The 14,612-nt window shown below is 72.1% G+C and carries 15 protein-coding genes; 13 read left to right on the forward strand and 2 right to left on the reverse strand.

Annotated elements, in window-relative coordinates:
- Positions 1-6: 6 nt before the first annotated feature.
- The 13 genes from AB0K28_RS24570 to AB0K28_RS24630 all read left to right on the forward strand — a co-directional run bounded on the left by AB0K28_RS24570 (position 7) and on the right by AB0K28_RS24630 (position 13,030).
- On the forward strand, positions 7-1,476 hold the full coding sequence (locus tag AB0K28_RS24570) for a leucyl aminopeptidase (RefSeq protein WP_364374052.1): 1,470 nt from the start codon (positions 7-9) through the stop codon (positions 1,474-1,476).
- A 51-nt stretch (positions 1,477-1,527) separates the two neighbouring features.
- Positions 1,528-2,892 (forward strand): dihydrolipoyl dehydrogenase, encoded by a 1,365-nt coding sequence (lpdA, locus tag AB0K28_RS24575; protein ID WP_364374055.1) that lies wholly within the window; start codon positions 1,528-1,530, stop codon positions 2,890-2,892.
- Between the two features lie 38 nt (positions 2,893-2,930).
- The gene (gene sucB / locus AB0K28_RS24580; protein WP_364374058.1) at positions 2,931-4,388 is read left to right on the forward strand and encodes a 2-oxoglutarate dehydrogenase, E2 component, dihydrolipoamide succinyltransferase; all 1,458 of its coding nucleotides are present in this window, start codon (positions 2,931-2,933) and stop codon (positions 4,386-4,388) included.
- A 206-nt stretch (positions 4,389-4,594) separates the two neighbouring features.
- Positions 4,595-5,488 (forward strand): TIGR01777 family oxidoreductase, encoded by an 894-nt coding sequence (locus tag AB0K28_RS24585; protein ID WP_364374061.1) that lies wholly within the window; start codon positions 4,595-4,597, stop codon positions 5,486-5,488.
- A 39-nt stretch (positions 5,489-5,527) separates the two neighbouring features.
- Complete coding sequence (locus AB0K28_RS24590; protein WP_345400880.1) at positions 5,528-6,265, forward strand: peptidase E; 738 nt, start codon at positions 5,528-5,530, stop codon at positions 6,263-6,265.
- A 37-nt stretch (positions 6,266-6,302) separates the two neighbouring features.
- A complete protein-coding gene (gene lipB / locus AB0K28_RS24595) occupies positions 6,303-6,995 on the forward strand; it encodes a lipoyl(octanoyl) transferase LipB (protein ID WP_345400877.1) in 693 nt (230 codons plus the stop codon).
- A 58-nt stretch (positions 6,996-7,053) separates the two neighbouring features.
- On the forward strand, positions 7,054-8,034 hold the full coding sequence (locus tag AB0K28_RS24600; protein ID WP_345400874.1) for a hypothetical protein: 981 nt from the start codon (positions 7,054-7,056) through the stop codon (positions 8,032-8,034).
- Between the two features lie 42 nt (positions 8,035-8,076).
- Positions 8,077-9,006 carry a lipoyl synthase gene (gene lipA / locus AB0K28_RS24605; RefSeq protein ID WP_345400871.1) on the forward strand — a complete coding sequence of 310 codons (930 nt, stop codon included), beginning with the start codon at positions 8,077-8,079 and terminating at the stop codon, positions 9,004-9,006.
- Positions 9,007-9,117: 111 nt separating this feature from the next.
- Complete coding sequence (locus tag AB0K28_RS24610; protein WP_364374066.1) at positions 9,118-10,074, forward strand: helix-turn-helix domain-containing protein; 957 nt, start codon at positions 9,118-9,120, stop codon at positions 10,072-10,074.
- Between the two features lie 100 nt (positions 10,075-10,174).
- Positions 10,175-10,561 carry a VOC family protein gene (locus AB0K28_RS24615; protein ID WP_364374069.1) on the forward strand — a complete coding sequence of 129 codons (387 nt, stop codon included), beginning with the start codon at positions 10,175-10,177 and terminating at the stop codon, positions 10,559-10,561.
- Positions 10,562-10,581: 20 nt separating this feature from the next.
- Complete coding sequence (locus AB0K28_RS24620; protein ID WP_364374072.1) at positions 10,582-11,376, forward strand: alpha/beta hydrolase; 795 nt, start codon at positions 10,582-10,584, stop codon at positions 11,374-11,376.
- Between the two features lie 209 nt (positions 11,377-11,585).
- Positions 11,586-12,266, forward strand: coding sequence for a DUF4191 domain-containing protein (locus tag AB0K28_RS24625; RefSeq protein ID WP_355427017.1), 681 nt, complete (start codon positions 11,586-11,588; stop codon positions 12,264-12,266).
- Positions 12,266-13,030: a class I SAM-dependent methyltransferase gene (locus AB0K28_RS24630; RefSeq protein ID WP_364374075.1), complete on the forward strand. Its 765-nt coding sequence runs from the start codon at positions 12,266-12,268 to the stop codon at positions 13,028-13,030. Before AB0K28_RS24625 ends, AB0K28_RS24630 begins: the two co-directional genes overlap by 1 nt.
- On the opposite strand, the gene AB0K28_RS24635 is transcribed toward AB0K28_RS24630, so the two are convergent.
- Entirely contained in the window at positions 13,011-13,949 is a 939-nt protein-coding gene (locus tag AB0K28_RS24635) for a hypothetical protein (RefSeq protein WP_364374078.1), read from the reverse strand. The genes AB0K28_RS24630 and AB0K28_RS24635 overlap by 20 nt on opposite strands.
- Positions 13,946-14,566 carry a helix-turn-helix domain-containing protein gene (locus AB0K28_RS24640; protein WP_364374080.1) on the reverse strand — a complete coding sequence of 207 codons (621 nt, stop codon included), beginning with the start codon at positions 14,564-14,566 and terminating at the stop codon, positions 13,946-13,948. The genes AB0K28_RS24635 and AB0K28_RS24640 overlap by 4 nt, the downstream gene beginning before the upstream one ends.
- Positions 14,567-14,612: the final 46 nt, after the last annotated feature.

Consider the following 14,612-nt stretch of genomic DNA (forward strand, 5'->3'; position numbering starts at 1 on the left):
GTTTACGTGACCACAGTGCGGCTGAACTCAGCAGATCCAGTCTCCATCGACACCGACGCCCTGATCGTCGGCTTCCGGTCAGGCCAGGACGGCCCCGTCCCCGCGGTGGGCGTGGAGTCCCTGGAATCCGCGTTCGGCGGCAAGCTGGCCGCCTCACTCGACGCCGTGGGCTTCACCGGCAAGGCGGGTGAGCTGGCCAAGCTGCCGACGTTCGGCTCGGTCACCGCCCCCGTGCTCGTCGCCGTCGGCCTCGGCGACTCCCCCGGCCTCGAGGGCCTGCGCCGCGCCGCCGGCGCCGCCGTACGCTCCGTCGCCGGCGTCTCCAGGGCCGCGCTCGCGCTGCCCGCGGGCACCCCCGACAAGGCGGAGGCCGTCGCGCTCGGCGGCCTGCTCGGCGCGTACGCCTTCTCGCGCTACCGCACCGACGGCGACCAGAAGGCCCCGGTCGCCGAGCTGACCGTGCTGTCGGAGCAGGGCGACGGCGTGGCCGAGCGCGCCGGCGTGCTCGCCGACGCCGTCTCCCTCGTCCGCGACCTGGTCAACACCCCGCCGTCCGACCTGTGGCCGGCGAAGTTCGCCGAGATCGCCGAGCAGGTCGGCGACAAGGCCGGGGTGAGCGTCGAGGTGCTCGACGACGAGCAGCTCAAGGCCGGCGGCTACGGCGGCCTCATCGGCGTCGGCCAGGGCTCGGCCCGCCCGCCGCGCCTGGTCCGCCTCTCCTACAGCCACCCCGAGGCGAGCAAGACCCTCGCGTTCGTGGGCAAGGGCATCACCTTCGACTCCGGCGGCCTGTCGCTCAAGCCGTCCGCCTCGATGGACTGGATGAAGTCCGACATGGGCGGCGCGGGCGCCGTGCTCGGCGCGCTCATCGGCATCGCCAGGCTCGGCCTGCCGGTCAACGCCGTCGGCTACCTCTGCCTGGCCGAGAACCTGCCGAGCGGCACCGCCCAGCGTCCCTCCGACGTCATCCACAGCTACAGCGGCAAGACCGTCGAGGTGCTCGACACCGACGCCGAGGGCCGCCTCGTGCTCATGGACGGCATCGCCCGCGCCGCCGAGGACCAGCCCGACCTCATCGTCGACGTCGCCACCCTCACCGGCGCCCAGATCGTCTCGCTCGGCTGGCGCACCGCCGGCGTCATGTCCAACGACGACGCCGTCAGGGAGCTGGTGGTCGAGGCCGCCGGCGCCGCCGGCGAGGGCGCGTGGGGCATGCCGCTGCCCGAGGAGCTGCGCAGGGGCCTCGACTCCCCGGTCGCCGACATCGCCAACCTGCAGCCCGAGCGGTGGGGCAGCATGCTCGCCGCGGGCATCTTCCTGAAGGAGTTCGTGCCCGACGGGGTGCGCTGGGCCCACATCGACATGGCCGGTCCCGCGTACAACAAGGGCGAGCCGTACGGCTACACGCCCAAGGGCGGCACGGGCGCCATCACGCGCACCCTGATCGGACTCGCAGAGCGGCACGCGAGCATCTGAAACAAATGAAAAGATGACGGCATCACGAACACCCCGACAAGGAGCCTTCCTGTGGCCTATGACATCGTCGTCCTAGGAGGCGGCAGCGGCGGTTACGCCTGCGCCCTGCGGGCGGCTGAGCTGGGCAAGTCGGTCGCCCTGATCGAAAAGGACAAGATCGGCGGCACCTGCCTCCACAGGGGATGCATCCCCACGAAGGCCCTGCTGCACTCCGCCGAGATCGCCGACGAGACCCGCGAGAGCGAGTCCTACGGCGTCAAGGCGAGCTTCGAGGGCATCGACGTCCAGGGCGTCCACGCCTTCAAGGACAAGATCGTCACTCGGGCCTGGAAGGGCGTGCAGGGCCTGCTGAAGGCCGCGGGCGTGACGATCGTCGAGGGCGAGGGCAAGCTCGTCGGCGCCAACCGGATCCAGGTCGGCTCCGAGGTCTACGAGGGCCGCAACATCGTCCTGGCCACCGGTTCGGCGCCGAAGACGCTGCCCGGCCTGGAGATCGACGGCGAGCGCGTCATCACCAGCGAGCACACGCTCAAGATGGACCGCGTCCCCGCCTCGGTGGTCGTCCTCGGCGGCGGCGTCATCGGCGTCGAGCTGGCGAGCGTCTACCGCTCCTTCGGCGCCGAGGTCACCATCGTCGAGGCGCTGCCCCATCTGCTGCCGACCGAGGAGGAGTCCAGCTCCAAGCTGCTCGAGCGGGCCTTCCGCCGCCGCGGCATCAAATACGAGCTGGGCGTCTTCTTCGAGGGAGCCAAGACCACCGAGACCGGCGTCGTCGTCACCCTGGCCAACGGCAAGACCCTCGAGGCCGAGCTGCTGCTCGTCGCCGTCGGCCGCGGCGCGGTCTCGGCCGGCATGGGCTTCGAGGAGCAGGGCATCGCCATCGAGCGCGGCACCGTCGTGGTCGACGAGCACTGCCAGACCTCCGTGCCCGGCGTCTACGCCATCGGCGACCTCATCCCCACGCTGCAGCTCGCCCACGCCGGGTTCGCCGAGGGCATCATGGTCGCCGAGCACATCGCCGGGCTCAACCCGCCGCCCATCGACTACGCGGGCGTGCCGCGCATCACCTACTCCGACCCCGAGGTGGCCTCGGTGGGCCTCACCTCGGCGCAGGCGGCCGAGCGCGGCATCGAGATCGTCGAGCAGGTCTACGACCTCGCGGGCAATCCCAAGAGCCAGATCCTCGGCACGGCGGGCGCCGTGAAGGTCGTCGCGCAGAAGGACGGGCCCGTCGTCGGCGTCCACATGGTGGGCCGGCGCATCGGCGAGCTCGTCACAGAAGGCCAGCTCATCTACAACTGGGAGGCCCTGCCCGCAGAGGTCGCCCAGCTCATTCACGCACACCCGACCCAGTCCGAGGCCATGGGTGAGGCGATGCTGGCTCTGGCCGGCAAGCCGCTGCACGTACACAACTAGTCCAGCCCTCGAGATCAGAACGCGAGAGAAGAATAACGATGCCGGTCTCCGTACAGATGCCCCAGCTCGGCGAGAGCGTGACCGAGGGCACGGTAACCCGTTGGCTGAAGAAGGAGGGCGAGCGCGTCGAGGCCGACGAGCCGCTCCTCGAGGTGTCGACCGACAAGGTCGACACCGAGATCCCGTCGCCGTCCGCGGGTGTCCTCACCAAGATCGTCGTGGCTGAGGACGAGACGGTCGAGGTCGGGGCCGAGCTCGCGGTCATCGACGAGAACGGCCAGCCCGGCGGCGCCGCCCCGGCGCCCGAGGCGGCCGCCCCGCCGGCTCCCGAGCCCGAGCCCGAGCCCGAGCCGGAGCCCGAGCCCGCCCCCGCCGCCCCGGCCTCCTCGATCCCGCAGCCGGCTCCGGCGCAGCCCGCCCCCGCGCCTGCGCCCGCTCCTGCCCCCGCCCCGCAGGCCGCCCCCGCTCCGCAGGCGCAGCCCGCTCCCGCCGTGCCGTCGGGTGAGAGCCCCTACGTGACGCCGCTGGTGCGCAAGCTCGCCAACGAGCACGGGGTCGACCTCGACTCCATCACCGGCACCGGCGTCGGTGGCCGCATCCGCAAGCAGGACGTCCTCGAGGCCGCCAAGGCGCAGCGCGAGAAGGCCCAGGCCGCCGCCGCTCCCGCCGCACCGGCCCAGGCGCCCGCCCAGGCCGCGCCCGCCGCCGCCCCGGCCGCCGCCGCTCAGGCTCCGGCCGCCGCCGGTCCCGAGCCGGTCGAGGTCGACACCACGCTGCGCGGCCGCACCGAGAAGATGTCGCGCCTGCGCCAGACGATGTCCAAGCGCCTGGTGGAGTCGCTGCAGACGGCCGCCCAGCTCACCACCGTGGTCGAGGTCGACGTCACCAAGATCGCGCGGCTGCGCGACCAGGCCAAGGCCGAGTTCCAGCGGCGTGAGGGCGTCAAGCTCACGTTCATGCCGTTCTTCGAGCTGGCCGCCATCGAGGCGCTCAAGCAGCACCCCAAGCTCAACGCGACGATCAACAACGAGACCATGGAGGTCACGTACTTCGACGTCGAGCACCTGGGCATCGCGGTCGACACCGAGCGCGGGCTGATCGCGGCGGTCATCAAGAACGCCGGTGACCTCAACCTCGCCGGCCTGGCCCGCAAGACGGCCGACCTCGCCGAGCGCACCCGCGCCAACAAGGTGACGCCCGACGAGATCACCGGCGGCACGTTCACGCTGACCAACACCGGCAGCCGTGGTGCGCTGTTCGACACGCCGATACTCAACCAGCCGCAGGTCGGCATGCTCGGCACCGGCGCGGTCGTCAAGCGGCCCGTGGTGATCGACACCGCCGAGGGCGAGGTCATCGCGGTGCGCTCGATGGTCTACCTGGCGCTGACCTACGACCACCGCCTCGTCGACGGCGCCGACGCCGCCCGCTTCCTGACGACGATCAAGCGTCGCCTGGAGGAAGGCCGCTTCGAGGCCCAGCTCGGCCTCGCGTAGTCACGCGGCCGTGCGGCCTTGGAGCCTCGCGGCCCGCTGCTCGCCGACCGGCCGGGCGGCTCCCCTCACGGGGGGCCGCCCGGCCGTCGCGTTTCCACGGCGGCTCCCCTGACGCGCCTTCCCCTCCCCGCCCACCGGCGTGCCCTCCTCCGCCCGCTCGCCGTGCGTTGCCGGGCCGGTGGCCGTCGGCGGCGTAGGGTGCGGGTATGGCGATCATCGTGACGGGGGCGTCGGGGTTGCTCGGGACGGCGCTGGCCGAGGCGCTGGAGGCGCGCGGCCGTGCGGTCGTGCGGCTGGTACGCCGACCTCCTCGCGGGCCTGGTGAGGCGTTCTGGCAGCCCGCAGAACAGGTCGTGGACCTGGCACCGCTGGAGGGGGCCGAGGCGGTCGTGCATCTCGCCGGGGCGCCCATCGCCGAGCGGCGGTGGACGCCCGCGTACAAGCGGGAGCTGCTCTCCAGCCGGGTCGAGGGGACGCGGGTGCTGGTCGACGCGCTGCGGGGGCTGTCGAGGCCGCCTGAGGTGCTGCTGTCGGCATCGGGCGTCGACTTCTACGGCGACACCGGCGACCGGTGGGTGGACGAGGAGCAGGGCAAGGGGCGCGGATTCCTGGCCGAGCTGTGCGAGCGCTGGGAGGGCGCGGCGGCGGGGGCCGGGGAGGCGGGCGTCAGGACCGTGTTCCTGCGGACCGGGCTGGTGCTCAGCGGGCGGGGCGGCGCGCTCGGCCGGATGCTGCCGATCTTCAGGATCGGCCTGGGTGCGCCGCTCGGCACGGGCAGGCAGTACTGGTCGTGGATCAGCCTGGACGACTGGGTGGGGGCGGTGCTGCACCTGCTCGGTGCGCGTGAGCTGCACGGGCCGGTCAACCTCGTCTCACCGGCCCCCGTCACCAACACCGCGTTCACCCGCGAGCTCGGCAAGGCGATGCGCAGGAGCACGATGCCGATCCCGGTGCCGGCGTTCGCGCTGTCGGCCGGGCTGGGCGAGTTCGCCCGCGAGGGGCTGCTGTCGAGCCACCGCCTGCGTCCGGCCAAGCTGCTGAGCGGCGGATACGGCTTCGCCCATACCAGTCTCGACGAGGCGCTGCGGGCCGTACTCTAGTGGCCTGTTCGTCGTTTTCCGCGCGTGGGGGGCTCTGACATGAACCGGTCCGGACAGTCGCACATCCTGGCGATCGGGGGCGGGTCGTTCCGCCCGAGCAGGCGCCACGGCCAGATGGAGGCGAGCGGGCTGCTGCGCTACGGGCTCGACCTCACCGGCCAGGACCGGCCGAAGCTGGGCTTGGTGGCCACCGCGTCGGGCGACTCCGCCGACTGGATCCTGAAGATGTACGGCGCGTTCGCCGGCTGGGACGTCGAGGTCAGCCACCTGACGGTCTTCCCGATGCCCAACGTGCCCGACCCGCGTGCCTGGATGCTCGACCAGGACATGATCTACGTCAGCGGCGGCAGCGTGGCCAACCTGATGACGCTGTGGCGGCTGCACGGGCTTGACGAGGCGTTCGAGGAGGCGTGGCGGTCCGGGGTGGTGCTGTCGGGCCAGAGCGCGGGCGCGTTGTGCTGGCACGTCGGCGGCAACACCGACTCCTTCGGGCCCGACCTGGCGGTGTGGGCCGAGGGCATGGCGCTGCTGCCCTACTCGTGCGGGGTCCACTACGACTCCGAGCCGCAGCGGCGGCCGCTGCTGCAAGCGTCGGTGGCCTCCGGCGAGCTGCCCGGCGGTTACGCCGCCGACGAGGGCGTGGCGCTGCACTACGTGGGCACCGAGTTCATCCAGGCGGTGAGCGTGTCGGCGGGCGGCTACGCGTACAAGGTGGAGCGCGAGGGCACGGACGGGGTCAAGGAGTTCAGGATCGAGCCACGGTTGCTGACCCCCTGATTACCCTTCAAGGGTGAGGGAACGGCACAATAGGCTCATGCGCCCCATCCCCGGGGACGATCCCCACGCACTCGCCATCGTCCGCCTCGGTGTCGACGTCCCCTACGAGCAGGCCTGGTCCCTGCAGCGCTGGGTGCACGGCAAGCGCGCCGCAGGCGAGCTGCCCGACACCGTCCTGATCCTCGAGCACGCCCCCGTCTACACCGCGGGCAAGCGCACCGCGCCGCACGAGCGGCCGTCCGACGGCACCCCAGTCGTCGACGTCGACCGGGGCGGGCGGCTGACGTGGCACGGGCCGGGGCAGCTCGTCGCCTACCCCATCGTGGCCGTCACCGACGTGGTGGCCTACGCCTGCCGGCTCGAGGACACGATGATCCAGGTGTGCGCCGACTTCGGCGTGACGGCCCGGCGGGTGCCTGGACGCGCGGGCGTGTGGGCGGCCGGTGACCCGGCGCTCGGCCTGCCCGACCGCCAGCTCGGCGCGGTGGGGCTGCGGCTGTCGCGCGGCGTCACCATGCACGGGTTCGCGCTCAACTGCGCCAACGACCCGAGCTGGTTCAACCGCATCACGCCGTGCGGTCTCCCCGACGTGGGCGTCTCCTCGCTGTCGGCCGAGACCGGGCGGCGCATCGTGGTCGAAGAGGTCATGCCGATCGCGGAGAAGCGGCTGGCGGAGGCGCTCGGCAGGCAGCCGTTCGACCTCCACGAGGAGGATCTGCTGCGCCGGTAATCGAATCGGCACGGAAAAGCAGCGGAAGCATGTCCTGGGTTCGGCTTACGATCCCGGTGTGAAGCGCCTCACAGCCCTCCTGCTCGCGTGCGCCGTCCACCTCCTGACGCTGGCCTTCGTCGCGCTGGGCAGCTGGGTGATCGTGCGCGAGCCCGACTCGGTCCTGTGGTGGTTCGTGGGGCTGCTCTGCCTGGCGGTCGGGTGGGCGCTGCGCCCCCGGCTGGGCCGGTTGCCCGCCGACGCCGAGCCGGTCGGCATCGACGGCGCTCCCGAGCTGCACGCGCTCGCCCGCCGGGTGGCGGCCGAGATCGGGGTCAGGCCGCCCGCCACGATCGCAGTCGTCGACCTGAGCCCCGAGACCAGCTACGACCGCGTCGGCGTGGCGCGCACCCCCGTCCTGCTCGTCGGGCTGCCGCTGTGGCTGGCGCTGCCGCCCAGGCAGCGGGTGGCGCTGCTGGCGACGGCGTACGCGCGGCTGCCGACCGGCGACGAGCGGGTGGTCAGCGAGGCGCTGTACACCCTCGACGCGTGGCGCGACGCGCTGCTGGGGGCGGCGCCGCTGCAGGTGAGGGAGCAGGCCCAGGAACGCATCGCGTACGCGCTGGGCGGCTCCCAGGCGCCCGACACGACGTACGACGTGGCGACCTTCCTCGGCCGGGTCGTCGGCCGGGTGCTGGGCGGCCCTGTGCTGCTGCTGCGCTACATGCTGTCGCGGCTGGCCCGCTCGGGCGAGCCGCGCGTGCGTGCCAGGCAGCGCGCGCTGGCCCGGCGGGCCGTCCCCGAGGAGGACCTGGCCGAGCTGGACGAGCAGGCGGCCGGCGGGCGCTACCTGGCGCCGATGCAGGCGGCGGCGCTGCGCGGCGAGAGCGTCGCGGCGATCAGGGCGGCGGCGCTCACCAAGTTCCAGCTCACCGCCGACGGCGTGCTGCCGTCGGCGCCCCCGTCGGAGCTGCTCGGGGTCGAGGAGTCGGAGCGGATCGACGAGGAGCTGGCCCACCACTACGCGCGGGCCGTGCGCGGGTTCGGGCTCATCTCCTGACCCTGGAACCGGGCGCTTCGCCGGGAGACGTAAGCTGAGAACGTGACCGTTGCTCCTGAAGGCCGAAAGCTCCTCCGCCTGGAGGTGCGCAACGCCGAAACCCCTATCGAGCGCAAGCCCCCGTGGATCAAGACCAAGCTGAGGACGGGCCCCGAATACACCGAGCTGAAATCGCTCGTGCGCCGGGAGGGCCTGCACACGGTCTGTGAAGAGGCGGGCTGTCCCAATATCTACGAGTGCTGGGAAGACCGCGAGGCGACCTTCCTGATCGGCGGCGACCAGTGCACCCGCCGCTGCGACTTCTGCCAGATCGACACCGGCAAGCCCAAGGAATACGACCGCGACGAGCCGCGCAGGGTGGCCGAGTCGGTCCAGCAGATGGGCCTCAAGTACGCCACCGTTACCGGCGTGGCCCGCGACGACCTGCCCGACGGCGGCGCCTGGCTCTACGCCGAGACCGCCAGGCAGATCCACGCGCTGCTGCCCGGCTGCGGCGTCGAGCTGCTGGTGCCCGACTTCAACGGCAACCGCGAGCAGCTGGAGGAGGTCTTCTCCAGCAAGCCCGAGGTGTTCGCCCACAACGTCGAGACCGTGCCGCGCATCTTCAAGCGCATCAGGCCGGCCTTCCGCTACGAGCGTTCGCTCGGCGTGCTCACCACGGCCCGCGAGGCCGGGCTCGTCACCAAGTCCAACCTGATCCTGGGCATGGGCGAGACGCGCGAAGAGATCGTCGAGGCCATGCGCGACCTCCACGAGGCCGGCACCGACCTGCTGACGATCACCCAATACCTGCGGCCGACGCCGCGCCACCACCCGGTGGAGCGCTGGGTCAAGCCGGAGGAGTTCGTGGAGCTGCAGGCCGAGGCCGAGGCCATCGGGTTCGCCGGCGTGATGTCGGGGCCGCTGGTGCGCTCGTCGTACCGCGCGGGCCGGCTCTACCAGCAGGCCATCGAGGCGAGGCAGACCGCCTGACCCCATGACGTGAGCCCCGGGACGGTGTCCCGGGGCTTCCTTCATGCCCGCATGCGGGGCGGGCGCGGCGTGGTTAGCATGTCAGCGCAGCCGATGGAGGGGACGACCCGCATGGCCATCCTGATCCGCACGAGCGATCTGCCGGCCAAGGATCGCCACGAGGCGTGGCGGTCCATCGTGTGCGACACGCTCGGCCCGCTCGACACGCACATCGCGCCGGGCGCGCCGCTGCGGGGCGAGATCGAGCTGGGCAGGCTCGGGCCCATGAGCGTGGGCCGGGTCCGCACCTCCACGCCCCACAGCATGCACCGCACGCCCGGGCTGATCCGCCGCGACGACCCCGGGCTCTACCGGGTGGTGCTGGTGGTCTCGGGCGGCGCCCGGCTGGAGCAGGACGGCAGGCAGGCACGGCTGGGCGCGGGCGAGTTCGCCATCTACGACTTCGGGCGGCCGTACGAGCTGGCCTACGACGCCTCGGTCAGGCTCGCGGTGTTCAGCTTCCCGCACGACCTGCTGGCGCTGCCCGCGGGGCAGGTGGCGCCGTTCACCGCCGTGCCCATCGACAGCGCGTCGGGCACGGGCGCGCTGGCCGCGCCGCTGCTGCGGCGGGTGGCCGACGACCACGCGACCTACCGTCCCGACAGCGCCGCGCGCCTGGCCACGGTGGCGATGGACCTCATCGGCACCGCCGTCGCCGAGCGCGCCGGCCGTACCGACGAGTTACCCGAGGAGGCGCGGCGGCGGACGCTGCTGCGACAGGTGCACGCCTTCATCGAGGAACGGCTCGGCGACCCCGGACTCGACCCGGCCACCATCGCCGCCGCCTGCCACATCTCCGTGCGCTACCTGCACCGGCTGTTCGAGTCGGAGCACACCACGGTCGCCGCGTGGATCAGGCGGCGACGGCTCGAACGCTGCCGCGCCGACCTGCTGGCGGGCGGCGGCCTGTCGGTCAGCGCCGTCGGCGCGCGGTGGGGGCTGCCCGACTCCGCGCACTTCAGCAGGTTGTTCCGGCGCGCGTACGGCGTGCCGCCCACCGAGTTCCGCCGCGCCCACGCCGTGCACTGAACGTCAATCGCCCTGGCACTCACGTGCAAGACCGCGGGGTCCCGCGCGCGGCATGCTCATGGCATCCGAAAAGCGCGATGGAGAGAAGGGACCCCGAGCGATGCAGCTCTTCGTGAACCTCCCCGTCAAGGACCTCGCAAAATCCAAGGAGTTCTTCACCGGCCTCGGCTTCACCCTCTTCGGGATGATGGACGGCATGGCGTCGGTGGTCATCAGTGAGCAGACGCAGGTCATGCTGCTGGAGGAGCCGGTGTTCGCCGGTTACGTCACCAAGGAGATCTCCGACGCCGGCACGGCGACCGAGGCGATCCTGGTGCTCGGCATGGAGAACCCGGCGCAGGTGGACGAGCTGGTGGACAAGGCGCTGGCGGCCGGCGCCACCCCGGCGGGCGTGCGGCAGGAGGACGGCGTGCGTTACCAGCGCGGCTTCGCCGACCTCGACGGGCACCACTGGGAGGCGCTGTGCCTGGTTCAGCCCGCGCGGTGAGCCCCTCGATGAGCCCCTCGATGAGCACGGTCGTCGCTTCCGCGGACGGCACGCCCATCGTCTTCGGGCGCTGCGGCTCAGGCCCGGCGGTCGTGCTGGTCCAGGGCGCCTTCGCGGACCGGAGCGACCCCACGATGGCGGCCATCGCGGCCGGGCTGTCCCGGTGGTTCACGGTGTACGCCTACGACCGGCGGGGACGGGGTGACAGCGGCGACACCGCGCCGTACGCGGTCGAGCGGGAGATCGAGGACCTGGCCGCGGTGATCGGGGCGGCGGGCGGGACGGCCATGGTGTTCGGCGGCTCTTCGGGGGCGGCGCTGGCGCTGGAGGCCGCCGCGGTCACGTCCGCCGTCACGCATCTGGCGGTGTGGGAGCCGCCGTACCACGTGGACGACTCCGCTCCCCCGCTGCCCGGCGACTTCGCGGGGCAGCTCGGCGCGCTCGTCGCGGCCGGGCGGCGGGGCGAGGTCGTGGAGCGGTTCATGGTGGAGGCGGCCGAGGTGCCGGTCTCCATGCTGGACGCGATGCGCGGGCATCCGTCCTGGGCCGCCATGGAGGCGGTGGCGCACACGCTGGTGTACGAGGCGGCGGTGCTCGGGCCGGGCAACGCCCTGCCGGCCGCCCGGCTCGCCGGGCTCACCCAGCCGACGCTCGTGCTCAACGGGGGCGAGAGCCCGGCCTGGATGGCGAACGCGGGCGCGGCGGTGGCTGCGACGGTGCCGGGGGCGGTGCGGCGCGTACTGCCGGGCCAGGCGCACAACGTGACCCCGGAGACGCTGGTCCCCGAACTCCTGGAGTTCTTCGTGGCGGCCTGACCGCGCGACGCGGTGCCGCTGCCCTGGTTCCCGGGCGTTCCAGGTGCGGGAGGGCGGGTGGCGGACGGTCGAGGGCGAGCAGGTCGTACGCGCCGGGCGTAACGCGGCCGACCTCCCCTGGCCGTAACCGTGAAAATCTAGGTCACAAGGGAAGAACGGCGGGGGTTGCGTTTTCCCTCCCGCACCAGTTGGTTTGTATCCTTCTGAGCATGGCAAAGTCCGAGGACCCAGAGAAGCCGGGGCGCATCAAGCAGCTCCGCATGATCGCGAAGATCATTCAGCAGGCCAACCCCAAGGGTATGCCGATCGTCTTCCTTTCGGCGGTGGGCACGCTGGCGGTGGTCGTCGTGATCGGCCTGGTCACGGACTACTTGTGGTATTCGGTGTTCCTCGGCATCCTGGCCGCGTTCACCGTCGGCCTGGTGGTCTTCGGGCAGCTCGCCCAGAAGGCCCAATATTCGATCCTGCACGGCCAGACCGGCGCGGCCGCGGCCGTGCTGCAGGGCATGCGCGGCAACTGGCAGGTCACCCCGGCCATCGCGGTCAACCGTGACCAGGACATCGTGCACCTCGTGGTCGGCTATCCCGGCGTGGTGCTGGTGTCCGAGGGGCCGGGCAACCGGGTGGCGAAGATGCTCAAGGCGGAGAAGCAGCGCATCTCGCGGGTGGTGCTGGGCGTCGAGATCTACGACGTGCAGTGCGGCGACGGCGAGGGCCAGGTGCCGCTCGGCAAGCTGCAGCGCCACCTGATGAAGCTGCCGCGCAACCTGAAGAAGCCGTCGGTCAACGAGGTGAAGGACCGCCTGCGCTCGCTGCCGCGCAACATGCCGATGCCGAAGGGCCCGATGCCGAAGGGCGCCCGCATTCCGCGCGGCCCCAAGATGCGCTAGTGCTGTCGCCTTCGTCGCGGGCCAACCGCGGCTGGTGGGACGGCAACGCCGACGACTACCAGGTCGAGCACGGCGGGTTCCTGCGTGACAGCGGCTTCGTGTGGGGCCCTGAGGGGCTCGACGAGGCCGACGCGGGCCTGCTCGGCGACGTGCGCGGGCGGCGGGTGCTGGAGATCGGCTGCGGCGCCGCCCAGTGCGCGCGGTGGCTGGTGACGCGCGGGGCGCGGGTGGCGGCGTTCGACATCTCGCACCGCCAGCTCCGCCACTCCCAGCGCATCGACCTCGACAGCGGCGTCCGCGTCCCGGTGGTGCAGGCCGACGCCGAGCTGCTGCCGTTCGCCGGTGAGGCGTTCGACGTGGTCTGCTCGGCGTACGGCGCGCTGCCGTTCGTGGCCGATCCGCCGGCGGTCTTCCGCGAGGTGCGCAGGGTGCTGCGGCCGGGCGGGCGGTTCGTGTTCTCGGTGAGCCACCCGATCAGGTGGGCCTTCCCCGACGATCCAGGGCCGCGGGGGCTGACCTCCGACCGGTCCTACTTCGACCGCTCCCCCTATGAGGAGCGCGACGAGCGCGGCACGCTCACCTACGTCGAGCACCACCGCACGATGGCCGACTGGGTCAACCTGCTGGCCGCGTCAGGTCTGACGATCACCGGGCTGGTCGAGCCCGAGTGGCCCGAGGGGCACGAGCGGGTGTGGGGCGGCTGGAGCCCGCTGCGCGGCCGGCACCTTCCCGGCACGGCCATCTTCAGCTGCGCGAATATCTAGCCGCCATGGCGTGGAAGAGCTCCCTGGGCCGATGGCGGGTGCCGTCGAGCATGGTGACGACGCCGTACGAGCCGAGGTCGGCCGCGCCGGTGCGGGTGTAGGCGGCGTAGGTGAACCACAGGGCGGTCTCGACGCCCTCGGCCTCGAAGACGTCGAGCAGCTCATGGAAGTAGCGCACCTGCTCGCCCTCGTCGCGCACCGCACCGTCCGGCACCGCCCAGGCCATGCCGCCGCGCTCGCCGGCTCCCTGGTAGGGGCAGGTGCCGAACTCGGTGACGGCGACCGGCTTGCCGTGCTTGAAGTGGGCGCGCAGCTCGTCGGCGAAGTCGTGGGCGTTGTAGGAGGCGCGGTAGGCGTCGACGCCGACCACGTCGTACGGCGTCCAGTCCACCTGCTCCCAGGGCGCGGCCGCGTACGACACCCGCCCGCCGAACCGCGGCCGCACCGCCTCCACCACCCGCGCCAGGTAGGCGTTGAAGCGCGGCATGACCCGCATGAGGTCCATCCACCACGCGACGTCGGCGGCGCCCATCGCGGCGAGCCTGTCGCGGTAGGTCGCGCCCTCGATGTAGCCGGGGCCGAAGGCGGTGATCTCGCAGCCGGTGACGTACGTGATCGCGGCGCCGTTCCTGCGCAGCGACTCGGCCTGGGCGGCCGCGTCGGTGAACAGGTCGAGCATCTCGTCCTCGGTGAGGTCGACGGGGAAGGGCGCGTACCAGATCTCGAGGCCCGCGGCGGCGGCCTGCTCGGCCGCGACGGCCAGTCTGCGCGGGTCGCCGCCGGAGACGCGGACCGCCTGGCAGTGCAGCTCGTCGGCGATGACGCGCATCTCGCGCGCGACGGTGGCGGGGTCGAAGGTCTTGCGTGAGAGGTCGTCGCCGGGCAGGAACCCGGTGTCGTAGTTGATGCCCTTCTTCATGATTTATCCCCATCGTCAGGTGAAAGCCCGTGTTCGAGGAGGTCGAAGGCTACTTCGACCTCCTCCTGGAGCAGCCGCTCGGCCTCCTCCAGCGGCACGCCCGTGAAGAGCCGCTGGAAGAACGTCTCCTGCAGCGTGGTGATGACGGCGGTGATCTGCGCCGCCATGAGCCGGGGCGCCAGGCCCGCGTCCGGCATGGCGGCTTCGAGCGCGGCGGCCAGCTCCTCGCGCTCGCCCATGTTCGTCTTGTAGACCTCCGACAGCAGCGCGGGACTCGACGCGACCACCTGCACCCTGGTGATCAACGCCTCGACGGACGTCCCGGCGCCGCGCCTGACGATGCCCCTGCAGTACTCGCGCAGTGCCCCCAGCGGCGTCTGCCCCTCGCGCCGGCCCTTCACGGCCGCGGCGTAGTCGTCCTTGATCGCGTCCAGGACCAGGCATTCCTTGCTGGGAAAGTACGAGAACAGCGTCACCTTGGCGACCCCGGCCGCCTCGGCGACCTCGTTGACGGTCACCGCGTCGTAGCCGCGCTCGCCGAACAACCGCAGCGCCGTCTCGGCGATGCGCTGCCTGGTCTGCTCCTTCTTCCGCTCCCTGAGCCCCGCCATCATCATGCGGACAGCATAAAACCGTACCGGGTAAAAATCCATACCCGGTACG

Source organism: Nonomuraea sp. NPDC049504 (assembly GCF_040676845.1).
Classification (GTDB): Bacteria; Actinomycetota; Actinomycetes; order Streptosporangiales; family Streptosporangiaceae; genus Nonomuraea; species Nonomuraea salmonea.